The organism is Bradyrhizobium sp. LVM 105 (assembly GCF_003957705.1).
Lineage (GTDB): Bacteria > Pseudomonadota > Alphaproteobacteria > Rhizobiales > Xanthobacteraceae > Bradyrhizobium > Bradyrhizobium frederickii.
In genome coordinates, this window is record NZ_QZMV01000006.1 from 393,793 (window position 1) to 415,026 (window position 21,234).

Here is a 21,234-nt window from a genome sequence, read left to right on the forward strand (position 1 = left end):
ATGACACCATTCAACCTCCGAGCAAGCCCCTTGAGACAATTGGGCAATATATTGAGAGTAGCGGGCGGGCGGGCGGAGCGTTCGGGAATTATTTGTCTGATATCGGACCGGCACTGCGGCAGCGGCGCCTGGATTGATCATTTCGACAAAGGGCCAGCCCATGACCGACACAAACCTAACCCTCATAAGTCACCCGCTCTGCCCGTTCGTCCAGCGCGCCGCGATAACGCTGTTGGAAAAGGGAGTGCCGTTCGAGCGTATAAACGTCGACCTGTCGGCTAAGCCTGACTGGTTTCTGGCGCTATCGCCGACCGGCAAGGTCCCGGTGTTGAAGGTGCGACAGCCCAACGGAGAGGATGCGGTTCTCTTCGAGAGCATGGTGATCTGCGAATATCTGAACGAAACGCAAGACGGTGCCTCGATGTACCCTGAGGATCCTCTCGTCCGCGCTCGGCACCGCGCTTGGATCGAGTTCGCAACCCAGACCATGGCCGACGGTTGGCAGTTCCTCCACGCCGTGGACGCTCCAACCGCTGACGCTCGGCGCACCGCGTTCCGCGACAAGCTGCGCAAACTGGAGGCGGAACTGGGCGAAGGGCCGTATTTTGCCGGCCTCAATTTCGGCATGGTCGATGCCGTCTATGCCCCGCTCTTCCGCTATTTCGGGATCATCGACCCAGCGGCAGCGACCGCGATCTTCGACGGCCTGCCGCGCGTGAACGCATGGCGTGCGGCGCTCGCCGATCGGTCGAGCGTCAGGAACGCCGTCGTCGACACCTATCCCGAGCTGTTCCGCGACCACCTTCGGCAGCATGGCGCGCTAGGGAGCAGGTCGACACCGCGATCGCCAATTCGAAGATCATCCTCGCTGAGGCCCGCCGACGCGGTATGCATGTCCTCCACGCCTCGCTGAAGTTCGAGCCGGAATACAAGGTGCTGGGCGATGGTAAGTACGGGCTGCGCAGCATGATGCGCACCTATAGCTCGTTCCTGGGCGAGCAGGCCGATTTCTTCCCCGGCTTCGAACCGGCCGCGGGCGAACATGTCGTGCGCGAGCGCGCGGCAGCGTCTTTGTCGGCACCACGATCGACGGCTATCTGCGCAACAACGAAATCTTCGACATCTATCTTGCCGGCTTCTCGCTGGGCCAGTGCGTCGAATCCTCGATGCGCAACGCGCACGACCTCGGCTATCACACCAACGTCGTCTGGGATGCCTCGGCGGGCTACACGAAGAAGCAGCAGGAAGATTTCCTCGCCGAAATCGCACCCTTCTATGCCAACGCCATCACCACGCAGGAGTTCATCAAGCAGGTGTAGGCGGCTAGCGACATCCCCGGCACCACGACAGGGTGCCGAGTATGCCATACCCTTTCAGGTTGGGGCAAATGATGATCGGAATAATGATCGAACTCACAGTTAAGGCGGGCAGCGGCCAAGAGTTCGAGCGCGCCTTCGCCATCCAGGCGGCGGCGGTGCGTGCCAACGAACCGGGTAACAGCCTTTACGCGCTTTTTCGGTCGCGGGTCGCGCCGGACGGCTACACTCTCGTCGAAATCTACGAGGACGAGGATGCCCTCGCCGCGCACCGCAATTCGCCGCACATGGCGGCCAATCGGCCGTTGACCCTGCCGTTCCTAGCCGGGCGGTCCGAGACGCGCGCTTTCGACGTCGTCTCGCACGTCGCCTGACGACCCAAACCGACCGGTCCATCGGACGTGCCCGTCATCGCCCAGGCGGTGGCCATGAGCCATCATTGCAACAGTCGCACCGGGCTGAGCTGTGGCATCGCCGCCAACATCCGGTGGCACGCCCTGCCGCGCAGCCTTAGCCTGTTAAGGCCCCCAACCGGTCTGCGGAATGGCACCGAGGCGCTATCCGATCGAAAGCCCTGTCCATTGCGCTGAATGCCATACGCCGGGCCACATGGAAACCGTCCGCCCGACGAGCGATCCCACAGAGGAAAGGGTGTGCAACATCACCTCCGACCGTGAGATTGGAATCGGAAGTTGGTCAACCGACGAGTTCATGCGCCACCTCCAGACCTGGCACGCCCGCCCTTGCCGCCTCGACGTTCTACGACCTTTGGCCGACAGAGGCGCGCTATGGCACCGCCGAACTGAGGCTCGACAAGGCGCGCGATCCAGCTTCCACGGCTGGAACGGCTTGGGGCTGCAGACTGCCTATGTCTCGCTAGCTAGGCCGCGAACGGTCAATGACCCGGCAGCAATCAACTCATCCAGATGATTCTGCGTTGCTCGATGATCCACTTCATCAACGAGCAGTGCCTGTGTGGTGTGGTTGCCGGGAGCACATTGAGATAATTGGGCAAGATATTGAGCGGATCCGGCGCGCTCGAAGCCTGCGTGGCGCCTATTTACCAGATACCCAACAGGACTTGGCGCGACCATGGCCGACACTTTGGGTCATAGCAATGAATTCAAATATAAGGGCGATACACATGACGCGACTTAATGGAAAGCGCACCCTCATCACCGGCGGCACAACGGGGATCGGCCTCGAAGCCGCCAAACAGTTCCTGAACGAGGGCGCGCGCGTCATCGTAACGGGCAACAACCCTGAGACAATCGCACAGGCCAAGTCGATCCTGGGCTCCGAAGTTCCCGTCATCAAGGCCGACAGCGCGAGCGTCGAAGAGCAGCAGGCGCTCGCCGCTGCGGTGAAGGAGCATTACGGCCAGTTGGACGTCGCCTTCCTCAACGCCGGCATCTCGATCTGGCAGCCAATCGAAGCGTGGACCCCGGAAGTTTTCGACCGGATCTTCGCGATCAACGTGAAGGGGCCGTACTTCCTGATTCAGGCACTGCTGCCCATCTTCGCCAATCCGGCCTCGGTTGTACTCAACACCTCGATCAGCGCGCATGTCGGCGCCGCCACCTCGTCGGTTTACGGAGCGACCAAGGCGGCCTTCCTCAACCTGTCGAAGACGCTGTCCGCGGAACTCCTGCAGCGTGGCATCCGATTCAACGCGGTCAGCCCCGGTCCGATCGACACACCGCTCTACGACAAGCTTGGCGTTCCCGATGCTTATCGCGAGCAGATCAACAAAGACATCATCGCAGGGATCCCGGCCGGCCGCTTCGGCAGCGCGGCGGAAGTCGCCAAGGCGGTGGTTTATCTCGCGTCTGACGATTCGGCTTGGACGGTCGGCAGCGAGATCGTCGTGGACGGCGGCCGTATGCTGAACATGTAAACAAGCCGGCTGCTTTTGCAGTGGCTACGTCCGGCACCGACGGGAGGGCAGTGACCCTGCACACCGCGGTGCCGGCACCTTCCCAAAAAATTCGGTCTCAATTTCAGAACATACGGAGTGGCCGCCGTGGCGACGAAACAGCATAAAATCATTCCCACTCAATCGTCCCAGGCGGCTTGCTGGTCACATCATACACCACCCGGTTCACGCCCTTCACCTCGTTGATGATGCGCGTCGCGGTCTCGCCCAGGAACTTCATGTCGAACTGGTAGAAGTCCGCGGTCATGCCGTCGGTGGAGGTGACGGCGCGCAGGCCCACAACATAATCATACGTGCGGCCGTCGCCCATGACGCCGACGGTCTTCACCGGGAGCAGCACGGCGAAGGCCTGCCAGATCTCGTCGTAGAGGCCGTGCTTGCGGATCTGGTCGATGTAGACGGCGTCCGCTTTCCGCAGGATGTCGAGCTTGTCCTTGGTGATCTCGCCGGGGCAGCGGATGGCGAGGCCGGGGCCCGGGAACGGGTGGCGGCCGACGAAGATTTCGGGAAGGCCGAGCTCACGGCCGAGCTTGCGCACCTCGTCCTTGAACAGCTCGCGCAAGGGCTCGACGAGCTTCATGTTCATGCGCGCAGGGAGTCCGCCGACATTGTGGTGCGACTTGATGGTGACGGAGGGTCCGCCGGTGAAGGAGACGCTCTCGATCACGTCGGGATAGAGCGTGCCTTGCGCCAGGAAGTCGGCGCCGCCGATCTTCTTGGCCTCGGCCTCGAACACCTCGATGAAGAGGCGGCCGATGGTCTTGCGCTTGGTTTCGGGATCGGTGACGCCCTCGAGCTCGCCGAGAAATTGCTTGGAGGCATCCACGTGCACGAGCGGGATGTTGTAGTGGTGGCGGAACAGGTCGACCACGGTCTTGGCTTCGTCGAGACGCAGGAGGCCGTGGTCGACGAAGACGCAGGTGAGCTGGTCGCCGATCGCCTCGTGGATCAGGACGGCGGCGACGGCGGAATCGACGCCACCGGAGAGGCCGCAGATCACCTTGCCCTTGCCGACCTGCTGGCGGATCTTCGCAATCTCCTCCTCGCGGAAGGCGCGCATGGTCCAGTCGCCGGTGAGGCCGGCGATCTTGCGCACGAAGTTGCGGATGAGTTTTGCGCCGTCGGGCGTGTGCACCACTTCGGGGTGGAACATCAGGCCGTAATATTTGCGCGTCTCGTCCTGGATGATCGCGAACGGCGCGTTCGGCGAGGTGCCGGCGACGGAGAAGCCGGGCGGCATCCTGGTGATGCGGTCGCCGTGGCTCATCCAGACCTGGTTCTTGCTGCCTGACGACCAGACGTCCGCAAACAGCTGGCTGTCGGCCTTGACCTCGACGTCGGCGCGGCCGAACTCGCGGTGATGGCCGCCCTCCACCTCGCCGCCGAGCTGGGCCGCCATGGTCATCTGGCCGTAGCAGATGCCCATCACCGGGACGCCGGAATCGAAGATCAGTTGCGGGGCGCGGGGCGAGCCGGCCTCGTGCACCGATTCAGGACCGCCGGAGAGGATCACCGCCTTCGGCTTCATCTCGTTGAAGGCGCTTTCGGCCTTGTTGAACGGGACGATCTCGCAATAGACGCCGTCCTCGCGCACGCGGCGCGCGATCAGCTGCGTCACCTGGCTGCCGAAGTCGACAATGAGAATCTTGTCATGCGCCGAGGCCACGGAGGGCGTCGACGCGGAGCGGTCGTTCTGTGCTGCTGTCATGGCCAGCAGATACGCTGGCAGCGGGCGCGCCGCAACCGCAGCGGCGGCGCGCCCACATGCTTCTTTGGGCATGGACAAACGGATATAGGTAAGTAATATTGACCGAACGTTTTGGTGGGGTGAACGATGCCGCCCCTCACCGCTGTCATTCCCCGCGAAGGCGGGGAATCCAGTACGCCGCGGCCTCTCGGCTCAATCACGGCGGCCTCTGGAATACTGGATCGCCCGATCAAGTCGGGCGATGACAGCGAGGGTGAGGCGAGAGCACGCTGCTTGCGCCTGACAGAGGACTCTTCCATGAAACTCCCCACCTCCCCCTTCACCGTCACCGACTGGAGCAAGGTCGAGGCGACCACGCATCCTGGCGAGACGGGAGAGGCCAAGTGGCGCACGCTCAATATCGGCGACCTCCGGGTGCGCATGGTGGAATATTCGCCGGGCTATCTGGCCGACCATTGGTGCGACCGCGGCCACGTGCTCTACGTGCTGAAGGGCGAGCTCGACTCCGAGTTGCGCGACGGGCGCAGGTTCAAGCTGACGGCGGGGATGAGCTACCAGGTCTCGGATTTCGGCGACGCCGCGCACCGGTCCTCGACCGCCACCGGAGCGACGCTCTTCATCGTGGACTGAGTTGCGCCCGGCGGTTAATTTGCACCGCAAAATAGCAAAGTCCTGCGACGTTCCGAGCCGCGGGTGGTGCCTTGAACTGGCCCTAAATTCTCGCTATATTGTGATCATCGATACTTGGCCGAACGACTGGGCCGCTTCGCCTCGTTGCTAACGGGCGCGCACGCTTCAGATGACTTCTCCAAACATCGACTGAACAGGGCTATGGGCGCAACGCTGCGTTCCGGTCCACGTGCGTACTCTCTCTAACTAACTAAAGGAAATTCCCATGGCTATGGGCACCGTGAAGTGGTTCAACACCCAAAAGGGTTATGGTTTCATTCAGCCGGACGACGGCCAGAAGGACGTGTTCGTGCACATCAGCGCCGTCGAGCGCGCTGGCCTCTCCTCCCTCAACGAGGGTCAGAAGGTCTCGTTCGACATCGTCGCCGACCGCCGCAGCGGCAAGTCGTCGGCTGATAATCTCCGCGTCGGCTAACGCCCGCGCAGCGTTCTGACCACGGACGTACCGGCAGAACGCCAGAGTTAAAAGGCCCCGCGACCGGGATCCGGTTCGCGGGGCCTTTGTTTTCCCCCGTCATTCCGGGGCGCCCGCAGGGCGAGCCCGGAATCCATCGCGCGGCGATCTATGCGGCCCGATGGATTCCGGGCTCTCGCTTCGCGAGCCCCGGAATGACGGTTGATCAGGCCGTTTTCCTCAGCACCGACACGAAAAACCCGTCCGTGCCGGTTCGCCGCGGCGTCATCAGCCAGCCTTCGTCCAAGCGTCGCGCGGCTTGCGCAAAATCGTCCGCCTTGTCCCAGAGCACGCTTGCGGTCTGCTCGGGCGGCACGATCGCGAACTCGCCATGGCGCGCGGTGAACGCCCTCACCTGCTCGCCGTTCTCTTCCGCCAGCACCGAGCAGGTGATGTAGGCGATGCGGCCGCCCGGCTTCACCAGCGGAACCGCACGCGCCAGCACCTCGGCCTGGTCGCGCAGGCGGATCTCCAGCGCACCGGGGCGCATGCGCCATTTGGCGTCGGGGTTGCGGCGCCAAGTTCCGGTTCCCGTGCAGGGCGCATCGATCACGACCAGATCAGCCGAGGCGCGGATGTCGGCGAGGGAATCGGCCTCGCCCTTGGGCGTTCGGACGTCGGCATTGTGAACGCCGGCGCGCGACAGCCGCTCGTGGATCGGCGCGAGCTGGCGCTTGTCGCGGTCGGTCGCGATCAACCGGCCCTTGCCCTGCATCAGGGCGGCGAGCGCAAGCGTCTTGCCGCCGGCGCCGGCGCAGAGGTCGATCACCTGCTCGCCGGGTTTTGCCGCGGTGAGTTGGGCCGCAAGCTGCGATCCCTCATCCTGCACTTCAACGGCGCCCTTGATGAAATCCTCTTCCGCCTGGATCCCGGGGTTGCGCGCATCGGCCGAAAGCTCGATGCGCAAGCCGGTTGCGGACCACGGCGTCGGTTTCGCATGAAGATGAGAAAGATTGCGCAGCACCTTGTCGCGATTGGATTTTAGCGTGTTGACGCGAAGGTCGAGCGGGGCCCGGCTGGCCATCGCGGCCGCCTCCGCCGCGCGGTCCTCGCCGAACACCTTTGCAAGGTGCGGATCCAGCCATTCGGGATAGTCGCCGGCGATTGCGGCCGGCGCTCCCTCAAGGGACCGCGAGGCAAGCGCGGCCGCTTCGGCCTCCGTCAGCGGCGCAGGCGCAAAGCGGCTGCCGTCGAACAGCGCGCCCATCGTGGCCGCGTCCATGTCGCGCTCGAGCCGGAGCATGCCGATCAGCCGCGCCCGCGCGGTATCGGAATCCATCAGATACGCGCTCGAGGCGTAGCGGCGCAGCACGTCCCAGACCAGGCCGGCGATGGCGGCGCGGTCGCCGGAACCGGCGAAGCGGTGCGCGGTGCCCCACTCCTTCAGCGCCTTGGCCGCAGGCACGCGGTCTTTCTCGATGATGTCGATCAGTTCGATGGCTGCGGACAGCCGGGCAGCGGGGGTCATTCTGGATCTTTCAGATCAGCATTGGCAGGCGAGCGCCTAGATCAGCAACAAGAGCTTCAGCGCGAAGTAGATCCACATGGCGAGCAGCACCAGCACGCCGGCGAGCCAGACCGTGGAGCGCCGGCCGAGATCGTTCGAGGAGACGAACACCCCGGCATGGGCGAAACGCGTCACCACGAACACCCAGGACATCAGCACGATGAAGAGATCGGCGCGGCGCAACGGCAATGCCAGCGCGATCAGGACGTAGAACAGCACCGGCAGCTCAAACTGGTTGCGGTAGCAATTGGCGATCTGGGTGGCGCCCTTGGGCCAGTTCGGCTCGCCGAGCGCAATGTCGCGGATCTTGGTCTCGCCCGAGACCAGCGTCTTGCGGCGCGCGACCACCATGCCGATCAGCAGGGCGAAGGTGAGCCCGATCTGGACGAAGACCGGCAGCAAGACCATTCGAACGGACATCGGAACTTTCCCGGAAGGCGAAACCGTCGCGGACGTCATTAGCCGCGACTTCCGACGCTGACAATCAGCGAGTTGAACCGGCCTTCCCGATCTTGCGACCAACCACCGAAAGTTGAAGCGATTTCGGCCCTCTCGGGGCCCCAAGGCGAGATGGCGCCATGACCACCCTGTCCAGACTATGGACCGAATCCGCCGACGGCCAGCTCGGTATCCTGATGTCGGCGCTGTCGGGCATCGCGATGGCGCTCGCAGTCGCGCTGGCGATGACGGTGTACTTCCGCTTGAACTACCGGAGCTGGCGGGACGTGGCCCGCCATGGCCTTGCGGCGCTCGCCGCGCTCGCTCTGTTCGCCTTTGCCGCCTACGACATGCGCCACGCCGCGCTTGCCTATCTCGGCCTCAATCCGTCCAAGCCGGCGGTCGAGTTCGAGATCCGCATGCCCCGGGAGATGCTGACGGCGGCCACCGACAGCCAGATCGAGCTGCACACCGACCGCAACCAGACGCTGGCGCTGATCGGCGGCGTGCGCGACCTCGCCGACGGCCGCGCCCTGCTGCGCGGCGCGGTCGCGCTCAACCACCGCACCGCGGATCGCATGCTGGTCGTGAACCTGCCGGGCAAGGGCACGTTCGAGTTCCGTCTCCGCCTGCCCGCCGAACCGCATCGCTCCCTGGAGTTCGGCCCCTGGCACCTCGCCGACCGCATCGCCTCGCCGCTCGCAGGTCCCGTCGCGCCGCAGGACGGCTACACGATCCGCTACCGCGTGCTTTAAACTTTGTTCGTTGCGATCCATGCCGGCGCCGTCATCGTTCCGACGCGCGACAACGGGTAAGTTGATCGCATGTCCGAATTTCGCCTGACGCAGATTTCCGACACCCATCTCGGCCGCCGCTTCCCCGGCCTGATCGCCAACTTCCATCGGGTTTGCGAGCGTATCGACGCCGAGAGGCCCGATCTCGTCGTCAACACCGGCGACGTCGCCTTCGACGGACCGACCGGCCGCGACGATATGGTCTTCGCGAAAGGCCTGCACGACGCCCTTCCCGTCGCGTGCCGTTACATCCCCGGCAATCACGACATCGGCGATAATCCGACCGCGATCGGGCCGGCGCCGAAGCCGCCGGTCAGCGAGGCGCATTGCCGGCAGTTCTGCGACATCGTCGGCGAGGACCATTGGGCGTTCGAGGCCGCGGGCTGGCGCTTCATCGGCCTCAATTCGCTGGTGATGAATTCAGGGCTCGCTTTCGAGGCGGAGCAATTCGACTGGCTGAGCGCCCAGCTCGCTCGCACGAACGGCAGGCCGGTCGCGCTGTTCCTGCACAAGCCGCTGTTTCTCGACCTGCCCGACGATGCCGAAACGCCGGGGACCTCGATCCGCTACGTGCCGCAGCCGGCACGGGCACGGCTGATCGAGATGCTCGGGACGATCGATCTGCGCCTCGTCGCCAGCGGCCATGTGCACCAGCGGCGCGACTTCACCTGGCGCCACACCCGCCATGTCTGGGCGCCGTCAGCCGGCTTCATCATCAACGATCGGCGGCAGGACAGGATCGCGATCAAGGAAGTCGGCTTGGTCGAATATCGCTTCCGCCCCGACAGTTTCGAGGTTCGCCACGTCAGGGCCGCGGGCCAGGTCGATGTCGACGTCGAAGAGCTCCTCGCCCAGATGGGCGGCGAGCACTAGCCCAATTCGCAGGCACGAATCTTTATCTAAATACCTCAATGCACCGGATTTGTCCCAAGAATGATCAGATTTGGCTAATGACAACGTTGTCATACGGACATATCTTTCATCCCGGCGGCGAAGGGCCGCCGAGGGAGCGACGATGCAGTTCTTGTCCCGGTGGGATAGCCAACGCCTTTCGACGACGACGCGGGGCATCCCTCTGGTCGATGGCGCAGCCACCGAGGACATTGGCCGCCAGCGCTGGTCACCATCGCGCGGTGATCTGGCCCTCCCCGCCCTCACCCTGGACGAGGCCGCGTTCGCGGCCAACCGCGACCTCTTCCTGAGATGGTGCGCGAGCGCCGGCATCAGCGTTGCTCCCCATGCCAAGACGCCGATGTCGCCGGAGCTCGCGAGCTCGCTGCGCGCAGCCGGCGCCTGGGGCACGACGGTCGCCAATGCCCAGCAGGCCGCCGTGCTGCTCGCAAGCGGCGAGCGACGCCTGCTGCTGGCCAACGAGATCGGCGGGCTCGCGGCCGGTCGACGGCTCGGGACGCTGCTCAGCGCCTATCCCGACGTCGAATTTCACGCCTTCGCGGATTCACCGGCCGCGGTCGCAGCGCTCGCTGAAGCCGCGCGGATCGCAGGCCGCAGGGAATTGTCGGTGCTGGTCGAGCTCGGTGCTGGCCGCGCCGGCGCACGCGATCGCGCCGCAATCGAGGCGACGATAGCGGCCGTGCTCGCAGCCGACCGGCTCGTGCTCGGCGGCGTCGCGACCTATGAGGGCGCGGCCGCAACGTCCGACCCCGAGGCGACGATGCGCGCCATCGCGACGCTGCTGGAGCGCACCATCGAGGCGTTGGCGCGGGTGCGCGCCGCCGCCCCGCAGCGACCGCTGATCCTGAGCGCAGGCGGCTCCGCCTATTTCGATATCGTCGCGCGGACACTGACGCCGGCGGCGCAGGCCGATGGCAACGCGAGTGTGATCCTGCGCTCGGGCGCGCTGTTCTTCTCCGACCACGGCATCTATGCGCGCGCCTTCGCGGAAGTCGACCGGCGCGGAGGCCTCCTCATCGACGGCCTGCTCCACTCCGCCGCGCAGAGCTTTCGTCCCGCGCTGACGCTCTGGGCCGAGGTGCTGTCGCGTCCCGAAGACGGACTTGCGATCGCCGGCTTCGGCATGCGCGACGCCTCGTTCGACCAGGGACTGCCCGTGCCCTTGCGCGTATTCCGCGATGGCGTCGAACTGCACGGGCTCGCCGCTGCGCTCGCCGTGACCCGTCTCAACGACCAGCACGCGTTCCTGTCGGTCACACCCGAAGCCGCGCTTGCAGTCGGCGACATCATCGCCCTGGGCATCTCGCATCCCTGCACCTGCCTCGACCGCTGGCGCGTCATCCTCGGCCTCGACGCCGATGGGGTCGTAACGCGCGCCCTTCCCACCCAGTTCGGCTGAGAGCAGCGCGATGAACTTCCTGCCGCTGTGGCGCTATCAGAACCAGCTCATCGAGGGCGCCATCGTCACGCTGGAGCTGACCGTGATCTCGGCGCTGGCCGGCCTCGTGATCGGCATCGCCGGCGCGGTCGCGCTGAAGGGCGGCATCACGCCGCTGCGCTGGATGGTGCGCGGATACATCGAGCTGTTCCGCAACACGCCCTCCCTGATCCAGATCTTCATCGTGTTCTTCGTGCTGCCGAACTTCGGGTTGAAGCTGCCAGCCTTCGAGGCCGCCGCCGTGGCGCTGTCGCTGTATTTCGGCGCCTACTCGGTCGAGATCATCCGCGCCGGTCTCGATTCCATTCCGCGCAGCCAGGTCGAGGCCGGCCAGTGCATCGGGCTGTCGGGCTGGCAGGTGTTCCGCCACATCATCCTGCCGCCGGCGCTGCGCAACGCTTATCCGGCCATGACCAGCCAGTTCGTGCTGCTGCTGCTGGGCACCTCGCTCGCCTCGCAGGTCGCGGCCGACGAGCTGTTTCACGTCGCCGGCTTCATCGAGAGCCGTACTTATCGCAGCTTCGAGGTCTATGCGGTGATCTGCGCGGTCTATTTCGTCATGGCGATGTCGTTCAAGGCGCTGTTCGCCGTCATCGGTCTGGCTGCCTTCCGCTGGCCGCGGCGGCGCTGAGGGACAAGCGATGCGATCCTTCTCCCTCATCGATTTCGCCTCGCTGTTCATCGCGCTGCGCTGGACCGTTGCGCTCGTCGTGCTCGCGCTTCTGTTCGGTGCGCCGCTTGCGCTCGGGCTCGCCATGGGCCGCATCAGCCGCTTTGCCGGTCTGCGCTGGACGATGGCCGCGCTCATCCAGGTGATCCAGAGCGTGCCGCTGCTCGGCCTGCTGTTCTTCTTCTATTTCGGCATGCCGGTTTTCCTCGGCATCCAGGTGCCGGCACTCGTCGCCGTGACCGTCGCCTACACGCTCTACACCGCCGCCTTCCTCGGCGAGATCTGGCGGGGCGGGCTGGAGGCCGTAAAGCAGGCGCAATGGGAGGCCGGCGCTTGCCTCGGCCTCTCCGCCTGGCAGCAATTCCACCACATCGTCGCGCCGCAGGCGCTGCGGCTTTCGCTGCCGCCGACCGTGGGCTTCCTGGTGCAGCTGATCAAGGGTACCTCGCTCGCCTCGATCCTCGGCTTCGTCGAACTCGCACGCGCCGGACAAGTGGTGAGCGCGGCGACGTTCCAGCCACTGCTCACCTACGCGCTGGTCGCCGCGATCTATTTCGCGCTGTGCCTGCCGCTCACGCTCTGGTCCCGCTCCTTGGAGGCCCGCCTCGATGGCTCTCGTTGAAATCCGCAACGTGCACAAGACATTCGGCAAGGTCGAGGTGCTCAAGGGCGTCTCGCTCGATGTCGAGGAAGGTGAGATCGTCACGATCATCGGCCGCTCCGGCTCAGGCAAATCGACGCTGCTCCGCTGCATCAATGCGCTCGAGAGCGTCGATTCCGGCGAGATCCGGGTGGAAGGTCAGAAGGTCCACGCCAAGATGCCGGACCTGAAGAAATTCCGACAGCGCGTCGGCATCGTGTTCCAGGCCTTCAACCTGTTTCCGCATCTCAAGGTCGAGCGCAACATCACGCTGGCTCCGCTACTCACCGGCCGCATCGAGAAGGCGAAAGCACGTGCGCTGGCCGAGGATGTGCTCACCCGCGTCGGCCTCGCCGACAAGATCGACGCATGGCCGGAGCAGCTGTCCGGCGGCCAGCAGCAGCGCGTCGCCATCGCCCGGTGCCTGGCGATGGCGCCCCACCTCATGCTGTTCGACGAGGTGACCTCGGCGCTCGATCCCGAGCTCGTCGGCGAAGTCCTGAAGGTGATGGAGGCGATGGCGAAGCAAGGCATGACCATGATCCTGGTCACGCACGAGATGGGCTTTGCCCGCAACGTCGCCAACCGCATCGTGTTCATGCACCAGGGCCGCGTCTGGGAACAGGGACCGCCGGCAAGAATGTTCGCCAGCCCCGAGACGCCCGAGCTCGCAAGCTTCATCGCATCCGCCAAGTGAGAACCTTCCACCCTTCAAGGAGAGAGTCATGAGAAAATTGAAATCCCTCTTCACCATCGCAGCCGCGGCGCTTGCCGTTCTCGCAGCGCCAAGTCTCGCCAGCGCCGACAAACTTCAGGACGTGCTCGGTTCGGGCAAGCTGCGCGTCGGCATCCTGACCGACGCCGCGCCCTGGGGATTCAAGGACGACAAGGGCGAGATCGCCGGCCTCGACGCCGATCTCGCCAAGCTGATCGCTGCCGACATGGGCCTGAAGCTCGAGCTCGTTCCGGTGACGGGTGCCGCACGCATCCCGAGCCTGTTGTCGGACAAGATCGACATGCTGATCGCCGGTCTCGGCGCAACGCCGGAGCGCGCCCAGCAGGTGATGTTCTCGCAGCCCTACGCGGTGGTCAATCTCGGCGTGTACGGCGCCAAGTCGCTGCCCGCCTCGACCGGCAAGAAGCCCGACAATCTCGACGGCCGCAGCGTGGCAGTGGCCAAGGGCTCAACGCTCGACGTCTGGCTCACCGACAACGCGCCGAAGGTAAAGCTGGTGCGCTTCGAGGACACGCCGGCGGCGATTGCGGCCTATCTGGCCGGACAGGCCGACACGTTTGCCGAGAACAGCGCCATCGCGCTGAAGGTACAGGACCAGAACCCGACCAAGGAGGTCGAGCTGAAGTTCGTGATCCGCCAGTCGCCGGCTCATGTCGGCGTGCGCCAGGGCGAGCAGAACCTGCTCAACTGGATCAACACCGACATCTTCTTCAACAAGCTCAACGGCAAGCTCGGCGCGCTTCAGCTCAAATGGTTCAAGGAAGAGCAGACCCTGCCGACGCTGTGAATTTCGGACCGGCTCTCGCATCATGCGAGAGCCAACCCTGACGAGGAGTATTCAGATGATCAAACGTTACGTCGTCGGCTCGCGCATGAGCCAGGCCGTCGCCGCCGGCGGCGTGGTGCACATCGCAGGCCAGGTGGCCGATGACCGCAAGGCCGGCATCGTGTCGCAGACCGAGCAGGTGCTCGCGAAAATCGACGCTCTGCTCAAGGAAGCCGGCTCGGATCGGTCCAGGCTCATTGCGGTCAACGTCTTCCTGCCGCACATCACCGATTTCGACACCATGAACTCGGTCTACGACGCCTGGATCGATCCGGCCAATCCGCCGGCGCGCGCCTGCGTCGAAGCCCGCCTCGCCGATCCCGACCTGCGCGTCGAGATGACCGCGGTCGCCTTGCTCTAAGGCGCTGCCCTTTCCTTCAACCTGCGGCCGACGCCGGTGGCGGCGCGGCCTCGAGGCGAGCCATGCATACCGGACTTTTCCACGAGATCGACTTCGAGAAGGACCAGAAATGGTCCGGCCATCTCGGCATTCCCTTCTCGATCGACCGCTCCCCCTACTTCCAGCTCAAGATCCCGATCTTCCGGATCAAGAACGGCGCCGGGCCGAAGCTGCTGTTGATGGCCGGCAACCACGGCGACGAATATGAGGGTGAGATCGCGCTGACGCGGCTGTATCGCCGGTTGGATGCGAGCGCCATCAAGGGCGAGATCACCATCCTGCCGTTCGCCAATTGGCCCGCCGTGATGGCGGCGCGCCGCCGCTCGCCGCTTGACGAAGGCAATCTCAACCGCGCCTTTCCCGGCGATGAAGCGGGCACGCCGACATTTCGTCTGGCGCATTTCCTCGAGCACGAGCTGTTTCCGCGACACGACGTCGTCTTCGACCTCCACTCCGGCGGCACGTCCATGGCGCACGTGCCTTGCGCGCTGATCGAGCGGCAGGGACCGCCCGAGATGTTCGGCCACGCGCTACGTCTGATGGAGGGGTTAGGGATGCCGTTCGCCTTCGTCGCCGAGAACGGCGCCTCGGCGCCGACCTCCATGGCGGCGGCCGCACGCGCAGGCGCGATCGGCCTCTCCGGCGAATTCGGCGGCGGCGGCACCGTGACGCCGCAGACCATGGCTCTCACCGCGCGCGCCGTCGACCGGCTGCTGCTCGCGCTCGGCCTCGTCCAGGCTCCTGTGCTGGGACCGCATGCGCCGGTCGAGCGCGCCACAGAGTTGCTGGCCCTGCAAAGCCATGCCCAGGCGGTGTTCGCGACGCGCCGCGGCTGGTTCGAGCCAGCTGTCACCGTCGGTGCACAGGTCAAGGCGGGCGACGTCGCCGGCTGGTACCACGACTTCGAGCGCCCGGAGCTTGCCGAAGAGGCGCTGCGCTTCCCCGCCGACGGCATCGTGATCTCGCAGCGCCTGCACACCGACAGCCAGAGCGGCGACTGCCTGGTCCAGGTCGGCCGTGCGCTGTCGCGCGAGGAGTTGCCTGCGCACTGAACTTTGGAGACGATATCGACCGCGACCAACTTCGGGATTCGATGACCGATCCGGCAAAGCCAGGCTATGATGACGTGGTGCGCATTCCGGCGCCGCCCGGCCGCAGCAATGCGACCGGACGGCCGCCGCGTATCGAGGAAGTCGCGGCGCGCGCGGGCGTCGCGCCGATCACGGTGTCGCGGGTGCTGCGCCACCCCGAGAAGGTCAATCGGAAGACCCGCGAGCGAATCCTCTCGGTGATCGAGGCGACCGGCTACGCCTCCAACCCGCACGCCCGCGCGCTGCGCTCGGGCCGGTCGAACGTGGTCATCGCCTTCGTCTCCAACATCCTCAGCCAGCAGTTCGGCCTCGCGGTACGCAGCTTTGCCGCGACGCTCGAGCCGGAAGGTTTTGAGGTGCTGGTCGGCCAGACCTCCTACTCCTATGCCAAGGAGGTCGCGATGATCCAGTCGCTGCGCGGCATCCGTCCCGCCGCGGTGATGTTCACTGGCGTAATCGAGCTCGAGGAGAACCGGGCCGCGCTGGCCGAGCTCGGCATTCCCGTGATCGAGACCTGGGCGTTTCCGCGCGATCCCATCGATATGCTGGTCGGCCTGCCCAATGCGGATGCCGGCGCGATGGCGGCGCAGAGGCTCGCCGAGGCCGGACATCGCCGCGTCGCCTTCATCGGCCGCAGCAGCGGCCGTGGCGCCCTCCGCCGCGACGGTTTTCGTGCGGCGGCGGCAAAGCTCGGTCTCGAGATCGTCCACGAGATCGGTGTCGGCGAGATCACGGGCCTCGTTGACGGCCGCGCCGCTTTCACCGCCCTGCTCGATCGCGGCGGCGAGGTCGATGCCGTGTTCTGCGCCAATGACCTGCTCGCGACCGGCGCACTGATCGAGGCGCGCGCCCGCGGCCTTTCGGTACCGCGCGATCTGGCCGTGCTCGGCTTCGGCGACAACGACGTCGCCGATCAGATCACGCCCGGCCTCACCACCATCTCGTTCGATGCAGCGGCCCTGGGGCGGATTGCGGGGGAATTGCTTCTGGCGCGGCTATCCGGCCCGCCGGCAGCCGAGCAGCGGCTCGCCGTCGAATTATCCATGGTCGAACGCGGTAGCGTCTGAACGTGGTGATCTAGGCGATGCTCTTGAGATCCTGCTGGATCGCGGCGAGCAAGGATTGTAGCGCCTCGCTGTTCACCGGCTTGGCCGCGAGATCCTTGGCGGATGGCTGCCTGGCAGGTTGCGCGGCCTTGACCGGGCGCTTCGGGAATGGCGGCGCCGGCATCGCGGGACGGCTCAAATCGCCCTCCTCGTCGACACGGACGAACTTGCCATGGATGACGTCGTCGCGACGGCCCATGATGAACATGGTCGTCCAATAGCCGGCAGCCAGCAGGATGACGCAGAAAACACTGATCTCTAACATCGCAACACCCAAAATATGCGCGATGATTCAATGCCTTCGCGGGCCCGTCAATGAACAGCCGGTCACACCTGCGGCTTTTGCGGGCAGGTGTGACCATTTGGTGACTCTTTGTTAACCAATGAGAGGCCCTGCGGTCGGGTTTTACGCGAGTTCAGGAGCCCAGTGCGTCGAGAACGTGCCGCGCAACCACGGGATGGTCGAGGTAGCCCACGATGCCGTGGCGGTTGTCTGTCCCGTTGCGGACGTTCGCATAGTTCTCGATGGCAGGCGTGACCGGGAAGTTCGCGCCATCGAGCGGATAGAGCGCGACCACGTCCTTGGGGTCGAACGCATTGTACCAGGCTTTGGCTGGCGCCGGAAAACCGATCGGCCGGAGTTGGTCGCGGATGGCCCTGATACCCAGCGGCGAGCCCACCGTGACATACGCACGCACGTTCAGCGTACGCCGGTCGGTCCGCATAACGTTGTAGGCTACGACCGACCCCAGCGAATGCCCGACCACCACGCAGGGCCGCTCATCGAAGCCGGCGCCGACGATGCGGTCGATCTGGTCGCGGACGCCTGACCGCGTCGTATAGAGAAATACGTCGCGCATCAGGCGCTCGATCCCGGACTGGCTCAGCCCGCCGCCGAAGCGATCGATGGTGCGGATGATCGCCTGCACCCATGCCCAATTCTGCGGACCTCGTGCCGTCGGGTTGTTGCCGAACTCCTGCTGCACCTGGGCATCTGTGATGCCGGCCTTGCTGCGGATAGACTCCGCGACGGAAGCCTGAAACTTTAGGAAATCGTCATCGACCGCGCTGCCGCGCGCCTGGATGTCGTCGGTCAGAGGCACCTGCGCCTCGCGCGCAAGTTCGTCCAGACGATCGCCGTAGTAGGGAAATGCTACTTCAAGATTGTCCGGGACGGTACGATTGATCTTGGCCGCGCCGCGTTTCAGCGTCTCCATCCAGATCGATTGCAACTCGACAGGATCCAGCCCCTGTTGCGAGCGACCATGTACCAGCACGAGACGTACAGGAAACGGATCCGCTCGGCCTCCCGTCGCGATCAGCGACATCAGGCCAGCCGCACCTGCAAGAACTTCACGACGACGCATCGCTTTCCTTTCCCGCCCCGAACCCGTCTTCGGCCGCGCACGATCATCGGCTGGCGGTGGCCAGGGCTTCCAGCATCAATTTCATTCCAGGGGGACCGAAGGTGGTCCAGAGCGACGACCGCAGGCTGTCCCTGGCCCGCAGGACCTGGTCCCGAAGCACCACATTGCGAGTGCGGATGAGCTGCCAGCCCTGCGAGAACATCGGGCAGAATGGCACGGCGCGCTCGGATATCCTGCTGTCCGACAGTACGTCGGCCAACAGCGCAAGATCGAACAGCTCGCCTTCGAGGTCACCTGCCATGAAAGACCGCACCGAGGCGACCTGCTGCGGCAGATTGGCATCAGCGTAAGCATAGGCGGCGTAAATTCCGAGCGTCGGATCAATTCCCTTCAGCACACGAATCTGATCGGCAAGTCTCGAGGCCGCCGCCGAGCGCGTTTGCCGGTCGCCTTCGATGCGGAGCACGCCGAACTGGGCCGACGTCGCCATAAGCGCCCGCAGCTGATCGAGGCGGGGTCCGGCCTCCTTGTACTCGCCCCATCGCCGGCTTGACGGCGACGGGGCATACGTGACGTCCGCCACACCGCCATTGCGGACGGTGAGCGACCCTATGAAGCCGGGTAATGCGGCAAGCACGGTCCCGCTACCGTCCGCAAACACCAGCGCGGCCGTCATTGGAGAACCATCCTGGACGGGAATGTTCACGAGGCCGGACTGGTCGGTACCGTTGCCGGGTGCAATGATCTCCGCCTGCCTGCCGCCAGCCAGCCATGCCTCGCGCAATTGGACGCCGGTCACCGAGAATCCGGTCGGTGCATTGAAGGTCGTGGCCGGCTGCTTCGCCACAATCAAGGATTGCTGGGCCGCGTTGAAGCCGGTGTTCGAAGCGACCTCCAGCTCTCTGACAGAATCGATATTTCGCAGCGACGCAAGCGCTCCAACCGCGGTGCGATTGAACTGATGGGCGGCAACGTCGACCAGCGTCACATCTCGCGGCTGGTCGACTGCCGCCGTTACCGATCCGCGCACGCGTCCCAGGTAGGCACTGTCGGGGGATTCGATACGCGCATCGGGATATTGCGCGAGACTCGCATTGTGTACGCGTAACCGCTGCGGCACCTCGTCGAGCAGGAACGTTTTGAGCTTCCGGTTCGAGACCACGCTCATGCCCCCGACCGTCGACACCATATCGGGTCGAGGCTTACGGAAGGCATCGAGAAATGTCTCGGTGAAGACACCCTGGAACTCATCGGCCGCCTTCTGACGCAATTCATAGGACGGCGCGCCGGGGCGGGTGCTGAAGAAACGATCGACTTCCGGAGAGGGACGTCCGGGAATGTAGCTTCCCAACGGGAAAATCACCGTTCCATGCAGCAGCGAGCTGTCGAAGTCCGAATTGGACCGGCAGGCATCGCAGATGATCACGACGTTTGATACGGCGCTACGCCCGGCAAGCGCCACGCATTCCGTGAGGCTGACCGCCTCGTTGACATCGTCCGGAGCTCCGCTCAACAACCAGAACTCGTTGTTGCCAAACGCAATTCCATGACCGGAAAAGTAGATCACGAGCTGTGTCAGCGTGCCGCGATTGACGAACTCCGTCACGGCCGCCTTGACCGCTGCGCCGGTGACGGGCGCGACCTCATCCGTGATCAGCTTGACCTCGAAATCTTCCGTCGCAAGCCACTGTGCGATCGACCTTGCGCCCGAGACGGCCGCTCTCAGCACGGGCAGATTGCCGGTCTTGTTGACCCCGACCACCACAGCCCCGCGCGTGGAGGCCGCAGGCTGCGCCAGGACCCTCCGAGCCGCCAGCAATTGCCCCCAGACAAGTCCGCCGACAAGCACATCGCGCCGCCGCATGCCCGCAACCTCATATCGCAGGATCCAACTGCTAACCCTATGGTAGTAGCATTCCCGCGTTTGCCAATCGGATTTTGCAGCCGTCGTCGGCCGCCCGGCCCTAGGCGCAGGGGCGGCCAACGTGGGTTCGGAAGCACTCGCCTCAGGCCTTGTCCGGCCCGATCCGGACCAGCTGCTTGCCGAAATTGGCGCCCTTCAGCAGCCCGATGAAGGCGCCGGGCGCGCTCTCCAGGCCCTCGGTGACGAACTCCTTGTATTTGACCTTGCCGTCGCGGACCCAGGCGGACATGTCGCGCAGGAAGTCGCCGTGCCGCGCGGCGAAGTCGGACACGATGAAGCCGCGGAAGGTCAGCCGCTTGGTCAGCGTCGCGCGCATCATGCTGGCGGCCCATTTGGGCGGCTTGGCCTCGGTGTCGTTGTAGTGGGCGATCAGGCCGCAGACCGGCACGCGGGCAAACGGGTTGAGCAGCGGGAACACCGCCTCGAACACGGCGCCGCCGACATTCTCGAAATAGACGTCGATGCCATCAGGGCAGGCGTCCTTCAGCCTGGCGGCGAAATCAGGATCGCGGTGATCGATGCAGGCATCGAAGCCGAGTTCCTTGACGACGTAGTCGCACTTGTCCTTGCCGCCGGCGATGCCGACCGCGCGTGCGCCCTTGATCCTGGCGATCTGGCCGACGGCCGAGCCGACCGCGCCGGAGGCGCCGGCAACGACGACGGTCTCGCCTGCTTGCGGCTTGCCGATGTCGAGCAGGCCCGTATACGCGGTCATGCCGGGCATGCCGAGCACGCCGATCGAGGTCGAGATCGGGCCGAGCTTGGGATCGACCTTGATCAGGCCCTTGCCGTTCGAGATCGCGTGGGTCTGCCAGCCGGAACGAATGCGCACGATGTCGCCGACCGCGAAATCAGGATTGTTGGACGCCGCGACCTCGCTGACCGCCTCGCCTTCCATCACGCCGCCGACCGGCACCGGCGCAGCGTAGGACGGCCCCTCGCTCATGCGCCCGCGCATATAAGGATCCAGCGACAGCCAGATCGTGCGCAGCAGGACTTCACCCGCGCCCGGTGTCGGAATGGCGAATTCCTCCAAACGGAAATCGGACGGCTTGGGTTCGCCGACGGGACGCGCGGCGAGAACAATGCGTTTGGCACTGTGTTGATCTTGGGCCATGGCTTCCTCCTGATTGCTTTGTCGCAATCATTTAGGAGGTGTGCAGGAACGAAGCAAACCCAACACGCGCTGTCATCGCCCGCGAAGTGTTTAGTCCGGGGACATGGCTGACACCTGTTCGGACACATCACTGACAGGTTGGCCGTTGGTCAAGTCGATTGATG

22 protein-coding genes and 1 pseudogene are annotated in these 21,234 nt (G+C 65.0%); 16 read left to right on the forward strand and 7 right to left on the reverse strand.

What is annotated here, in order from left to right:
- The first annotated feature begins 160 nt into the window (after positions 1–160).
- The 4 genes and pseudogenes from D6B98_RS20255 to D6B98_RS20270 all read left to right on the forward strand — a co-directional run bounded on the left by D6B98_RS20255 (position 161) and on the right by D6B98_RS20270 (position 3,213).
- Complete coding sequence (locus D6B98_RS20255; protein ID WP_235885025.1) at positions 161–913, forward strand: glutathione S-transferase family protein; 753 nt, start codon at positions 161–163, stop codon at positions 911–913.
- A pseudogene (locus tag D6B98_RS20260) lies at positions 823–1,319 on the forward strand (cysteine hydrolase family protein); the annotation flags it as partial. The gene D6B98_RS20255 and the pseudogene D6B98_RS20260, both read left to right, overlap by 91 nt.
- Before the next feature lie 83 nt (positions 1,320–1,402).
- Positions 1,403–1,690 carry a putative quinol monooxygenase gene (locus D6B98_RS20265; RefSeq protein WP_235885024.1) on the forward strand — a complete coding sequence of 96 codons (288 nt, stop codon included), beginning with the start codon at positions 1,403–1,405 and terminating at the stop codon, positions 1,688–1,690.
- A 770-nt stretch (positions 1,691–2,460) separates the two neighbouring features.
- Positions 2,461–3,213, forward strand: coding sequence for an SDR family oxidoreductase (locus tag D6B98_RS20270; RefSeq protein ID WP_018323862.1), 753 nt, complete (start codon positions 2,461–2,463; stop codon positions 3,211–3,213).
- A 148-nt stretch (positions 3,214–3,361) separates the two neighbouring features.
- Here the strand turns inward: D6B98_RS20270 and guaA are convergent, their stop codons facing one another.
- A complete protein-coding gene (gene guaA / locus D6B98_RS20275) occupies positions 3,362–4,960 on the reverse strand; it encodes a glutamine-hydrolyzing GMP synthase (protein ID WP_126258692.1) in 1,599 nt (532 codons plus the stop codon).
- 297 nt (positions 4,961–5,257) lie between these two features.
- Here guaA and D6B98_RS20280 point away from each other — a divergent pair, with 297 nt between their 5' ends.
- Both D6B98_RS20280 and D6B98_RS20285 read left to right on the forward strand, forming a co-directional pair.
- Complete coding sequence (locus tag D6B98_RS20280) at positions 5,258–5,590, forward strand: DHCW motif cupin fold protein (RefSeq protein WP_126258693.1); 333 nt, start codon at positions 5,258–5,260, stop codon at positions 5,588–5,590.
- Between the two features lie 265 nt (positions 5,591–5,855).
- Complete coding sequence (locus D6B98_RS20285; RefSeq protein ID WP_008141931.1) at positions 5,856–6,065, forward strand: cold-shock protein; 210 nt, start codon at positions 5,856–5,858, stop codon at positions 6,063–6,065.
- A 205-nt stretch (positions 6,066–6,270) separates the two neighbouring features.
- Here D6B98_RS20285 and D6B98_RS20290 read toward each other — a convergent pair whose 3' ends face one another.
- Both D6B98_RS20290 and D6B98_RS20295 read right to left on the reverse strand, forming a co-directional pair.
- Positions 6,271–7,572 (reverse strand): RsmB/NOP family class I SAM-dependent RNA methyltransferase, encoded by a 1,302-nt coding sequence (locus D6B98_RS20290; RefSeq protein WP_126258694.1) that lies wholly within the window; start codon positions 7,570–7,572, stop codon positions 6,271–6,273.
- Between the two features lie 36 nt (positions 7,573–7,608).
- Positions 7,609–8,031: an MAPEG family protein gene (locus D6B98_RS20295; protein WP_126258695.1), complete on the reverse strand. Its 423-nt coding sequence runs from the start codon at positions 8,029–8,031 to the stop codon at positions 7,609–7,611.
- 158 nt (positions 8,032–8,189) lie between these two features.
- Here D6B98_RS20295 and D6B98_RS20300 point away from each other — a divergent pair, with 158 nt between their 5' ends.
- The 10 genes from D6B98_RS20300 to D6B98_RS20345 all read left to right on the forward strand — a co-directional run bounded on the left by D6B98_RS20300 (position 8,190) and on the right by D6B98_RS20345 (position 16,623).
- Complete coding sequence (locus D6B98_RS20300) at positions 8,190–8,804, forward strand: acriflavin resistance protein (protein ID WP_126258696.1); 615 nt, start codon at positions 8,190–8,192, stop codon at positions 8,802–8,804.
- Between the two features lie 69 nt (positions 8,805–8,873).
- Positions 8,874–9,716, forward strand: coding sequence for a metallophosphoesterase family protein (locus tag D6B98_RS20305; RefSeq protein WP_126258697.1), 843 nt, complete (start codon positions 8,874–8,876; stop codon positions 9,714–9,716).
- Between the two features lie 142 nt (positions 9,717–9,858).
- Positions 9,859–11,154, forward strand: a complete 1,296-nt coding sequence (locus D6B98_RS20310; RefSeq protein WP_126258698.1) for a type III PLP-dependent enzyme domain-containing protein — start codon at positions 9,859–9,861, stop codon at positions 11,152–11,154.
- Between the two features lie 10 nt (positions 11,155–11,164).
- Positions 11,165–11,824, forward strand: coding sequence for an amino acid ABC transporter permease (locus D6B98_RS20315; RefSeq protein WP_126258699.1), 660 nt, complete (start codon positions 11,165–11,167; stop codon positions 11,822–11,824).
- Positions 11,825–11,834: 10 nt separating this feature from the next.
- Positions 11,835–12,485, forward strand: coding sequence for an amino acid ABC transporter permease (locus D6B98_RS20320; RefSeq protein ID WP_126258700.1), 651 nt, complete (start codon positions 11,835–11,837; stop codon positions 12,483–12,485).
- Complete coding sequence (locus D6B98_RS20325; RefSeq protein ID WP_126258701.1) at positions 12,472–13,200, forward strand: amino acid ABC transporter ATP-binding protein; 729 nt, start codon at positions 12,472–12,474, stop codon at positions 13,198–13,200. Before D6B98_RS20320 ends, D6B98_RS20325 begins: the two co-directional genes overlap by 14 nt.
- Positions 13,201–13,228: 28 nt before the next feature.
- Positions 13,229–14,026, forward strand: a complete 798-nt coding sequence (locus D6B98_RS20330; protein WP_126258702.1) for a transporter substrate-binding domain-containing protein — start codon at positions 13,229–13,231, stop codon at positions 14,024–14,026.
- A gap of 55 nt (positions 14,027–14,081) precedes the next feature.
- Positions 14,082–14,426, forward strand: a complete 345-nt coding sequence (locus D6B98_RS20335) for a RidA family protein (protein ID WP_126258703.1) — start codon at positions 14,082–14,084, stop codon at positions 14,424–14,426.
- A gap of 62 nt (positions 14,427–14,488) precedes the next feature.
- Complete coding sequence (locus D6B98_RS20340) at positions 14,489–15,517, forward strand: succinylglutamate desuccinylase/aspartoacylase family protein (protein ID WP_126258704.1); 1,029 nt, start codon at positions 14,489–14,491, stop codon at positions 15,515–15,517.
- A 41-nt stretch (positions 15,518–15,558) separates the two neighbouring features.
- Positions 15,559–16,623 carry a LacI family DNA-binding transcriptional regulator gene (locus tag D6B98_RS20345; RefSeq protein WP_126258705.1) on the forward strand — a complete coding sequence of 355 codons (1,065 nt, stop codon included), beginning with the start codon at positions 15,559–15,561 and terminating at the stop codon, positions 16,621–16,623.
- 10 nt (positions 16,624–16,633) lie between these two features.
- Here D6B98_RS20345 and D6B98_RS20350 read toward each other — a convergent pair whose 3' ends face one another.
- The 4 genes from D6B98_RS20350 to curA form a co-directional block, all read right to left on the reverse strand.
- Positions 16,634–16,927 (reverse strand): hypothetical protein, encoded by a 294-nt coding sequence (locus D6B98_RS20350; RefSeq protein WP_126258706.1) that lies wholly within the window; start codon positions 16,925–16,927, stop codon positions 16,634–16,636.
- Between the two features lie 151 nt (positions 16,928–17,078).
- Positions 17,079–18,029 carry a lipase family protein gene (locus D6B98_RS20355; protein WP_126258707.1) on the reverse strand — a complete coding sequence of 317 codons (951 nt, stop codon included), beginning with the start codon at positions 18,027–18,029 and terminating at the stop codon, positions 17,079–17,081.
- Positions 18,030–18,072: 43 nt separating this feature from the next.
- On the reverse strand, positions 18,073–19,893 hold the full coding sequence (locus D6B98_RS20360) for a caspase family protein (protein WP_126258708.1): 1,821 nt from the start codon (positions 19,891–19,893) through the stop codon (positions 18,073–18,075).
- Positions 19,894–20,035: 142 nt separating this feature from the next.
- Positions 20,036–21,070, reverse strand: coding sequence for an NADPH-dependent curcumin/dihydrocurcumin reductase (curA, locus tag D6B98_RS20365; protein WP_126258709.1), 1,035 nt, complete (start codon positions 21,068–21,070; stop codon positions 20,036–20,038).
- Positions 21,071–21,234: the final 164 nt, after the last annotated feature.

Bases quoted from the DNA above. Each gene is read 5' to 3' on its own strand.
- D6B98_RS20340 (WP_126258704.1), top strand. From the start codon at position 14,489: ATGCATACCGGACTTTTCCACGAGATCGACTTCGAGAAGGACCAGAAA.
- D6B98_RS20280 (WP_126258693.1), top strand. From the start codon at position 5,258: ATGAAACTCCCCACCTCCCCCTTCACCGTCACCGACTGGAGCAAGGTC.
- curA (WP_126258709.1), bottom strand. From the start codon at position 21,070: ATGGCCCAAGATCAACACAGTGCCAAACGCATTGTTCTCGCCGCGCGT.
- D6B98_RS20350 (WP_126258706.1), bottom strand. From the start codon at position 16,927: ATGTTAGAGATCAGTGTTTTCTGCGTCATCCTGCTGGCTGCCGGCTAT.
- D6B98_RS20345 (WP_126258705.1), top strand. From the start codon at position 15,559: ATGACCGATCCGGCAAAGCCAGGCTATGATGACGTGGTGCGCATTCCG.
- D6B98_RS20315 (WP_126258699.1), top strand. From the start codon at position 11,165: ATGAACTTCCTGCCGCTGTGGCGCTATCAGAACCAGCTCATCGAGGGC.
- D6B98_RS20325 (WP_126258701.1), top strand. From the start codon at position 12,472: ATGGCTCTCGTTGAAATCCGCAACGTGCACAAGACATTCGGCAAGGTC.
- D6B98_RS20270 (WP_018323862.1), top strand. From the start codon at position 2,461: ATGACGCGACTTAATGGAAAGCGCACCCTCATCACCGGCGGCACAACG.
- D6B98_RS20330 (WP_126258702.1), top strand. From the start codon at position 13,229: ATGAGAAAATTGAAATCCCTCTTCACCATCGCAGCCGCGGCGCTTGCC.
- D6B98_RS20290 (WP_126258694.1), bottom strand. From the start codon at position 7,572: ATGACCCCCGCTGCCCGGCTGTCCGCAGCCATCGAACTGATCGACATC.
- D6B98_RS20255 (WP_235885025.1), top strand. From the start codon at position 161: ATGACCGACACAAACCTAACCCTCATAAGTCACCCGCTCTGCCCGTTC.
- D6B98_RS20355 (WP_126258707.1), bottom strand. From the start codon at position 18,029: ATGCGTCGTCGTGAAGTTCTTGCAGGTGCGGCTGGCCTGATGTCGCTG.
- D6B98_RS20265 (WP_235885024.1), top strand. From the start codon at position 1,403: ATGATCGAACTCACAGTTAAGGCGGGCAGCGGCCAAGAGTTCGAGCGC.
- D6B98_RS20305 (WP_126258697.1), top strand. From the start codon at position 8,874: ATGTCCGAATTTCGCCTGACGCAGATTTCCGACACCCATCTCGGCCGC.
- D6B98_RS20335 (WP_126258703.1), top strand. From the start codon at position 14,082: ATGATCAAACGTTACGTCGTCGGCTCGCGCATGAGCCAGGCCGTCGCC.
- D6B98_RS20360 (WP_126258708.1), bottom strand. From the start codon at position 19,893: ATGCGGCGGCGCGATGTGCTTGTCGGCGGACTTGTCTGGGGGCAATTG.
- D6B98_RS20310 (WP_126258698.1), top strand. From the start codon at position 9,859: ATGCAGTTCTTGTCCCGGTGGGATAGCCAACGCCTTTCGACGACGACG.
- guaA (WP_126258692.1), bottom strand. From the start codon at position 4,960: ATGACAGCAGCACAGAACGACCGCTCCGCGTCGACGCCCTCCGTGGCC.
- D6B98_RS20300 (WP_126258696.1), top strand. From the start codon at position 8,190: ATGACCACCCTGTCCAGACTATGGACCGAATCCGCCGACGGCCAGCTC.
- D6B98_RS20295 (WP_126258695.1), bottom strand. From the start codon at position 8,031: ATGTCCGTTCGAATGGTCTTGCTGCCGGTCTTCGTCCAGATCGGGCTC.
- D6B98_RS20285 (WP_008141931.1), top strand. From the start codon at position 5,856: ATGGCTATGGGCACCGTGAAGTGGTTCAACACCCAAAAGGGTTATGGT.
- D6B98_RS20320 (WP_126258700.1), top strand. From the start codon at position 11,835: ATGCGATCCTTCTCCCTCATCGATTTCGCCTCGCTGTTCATCGCGCTG.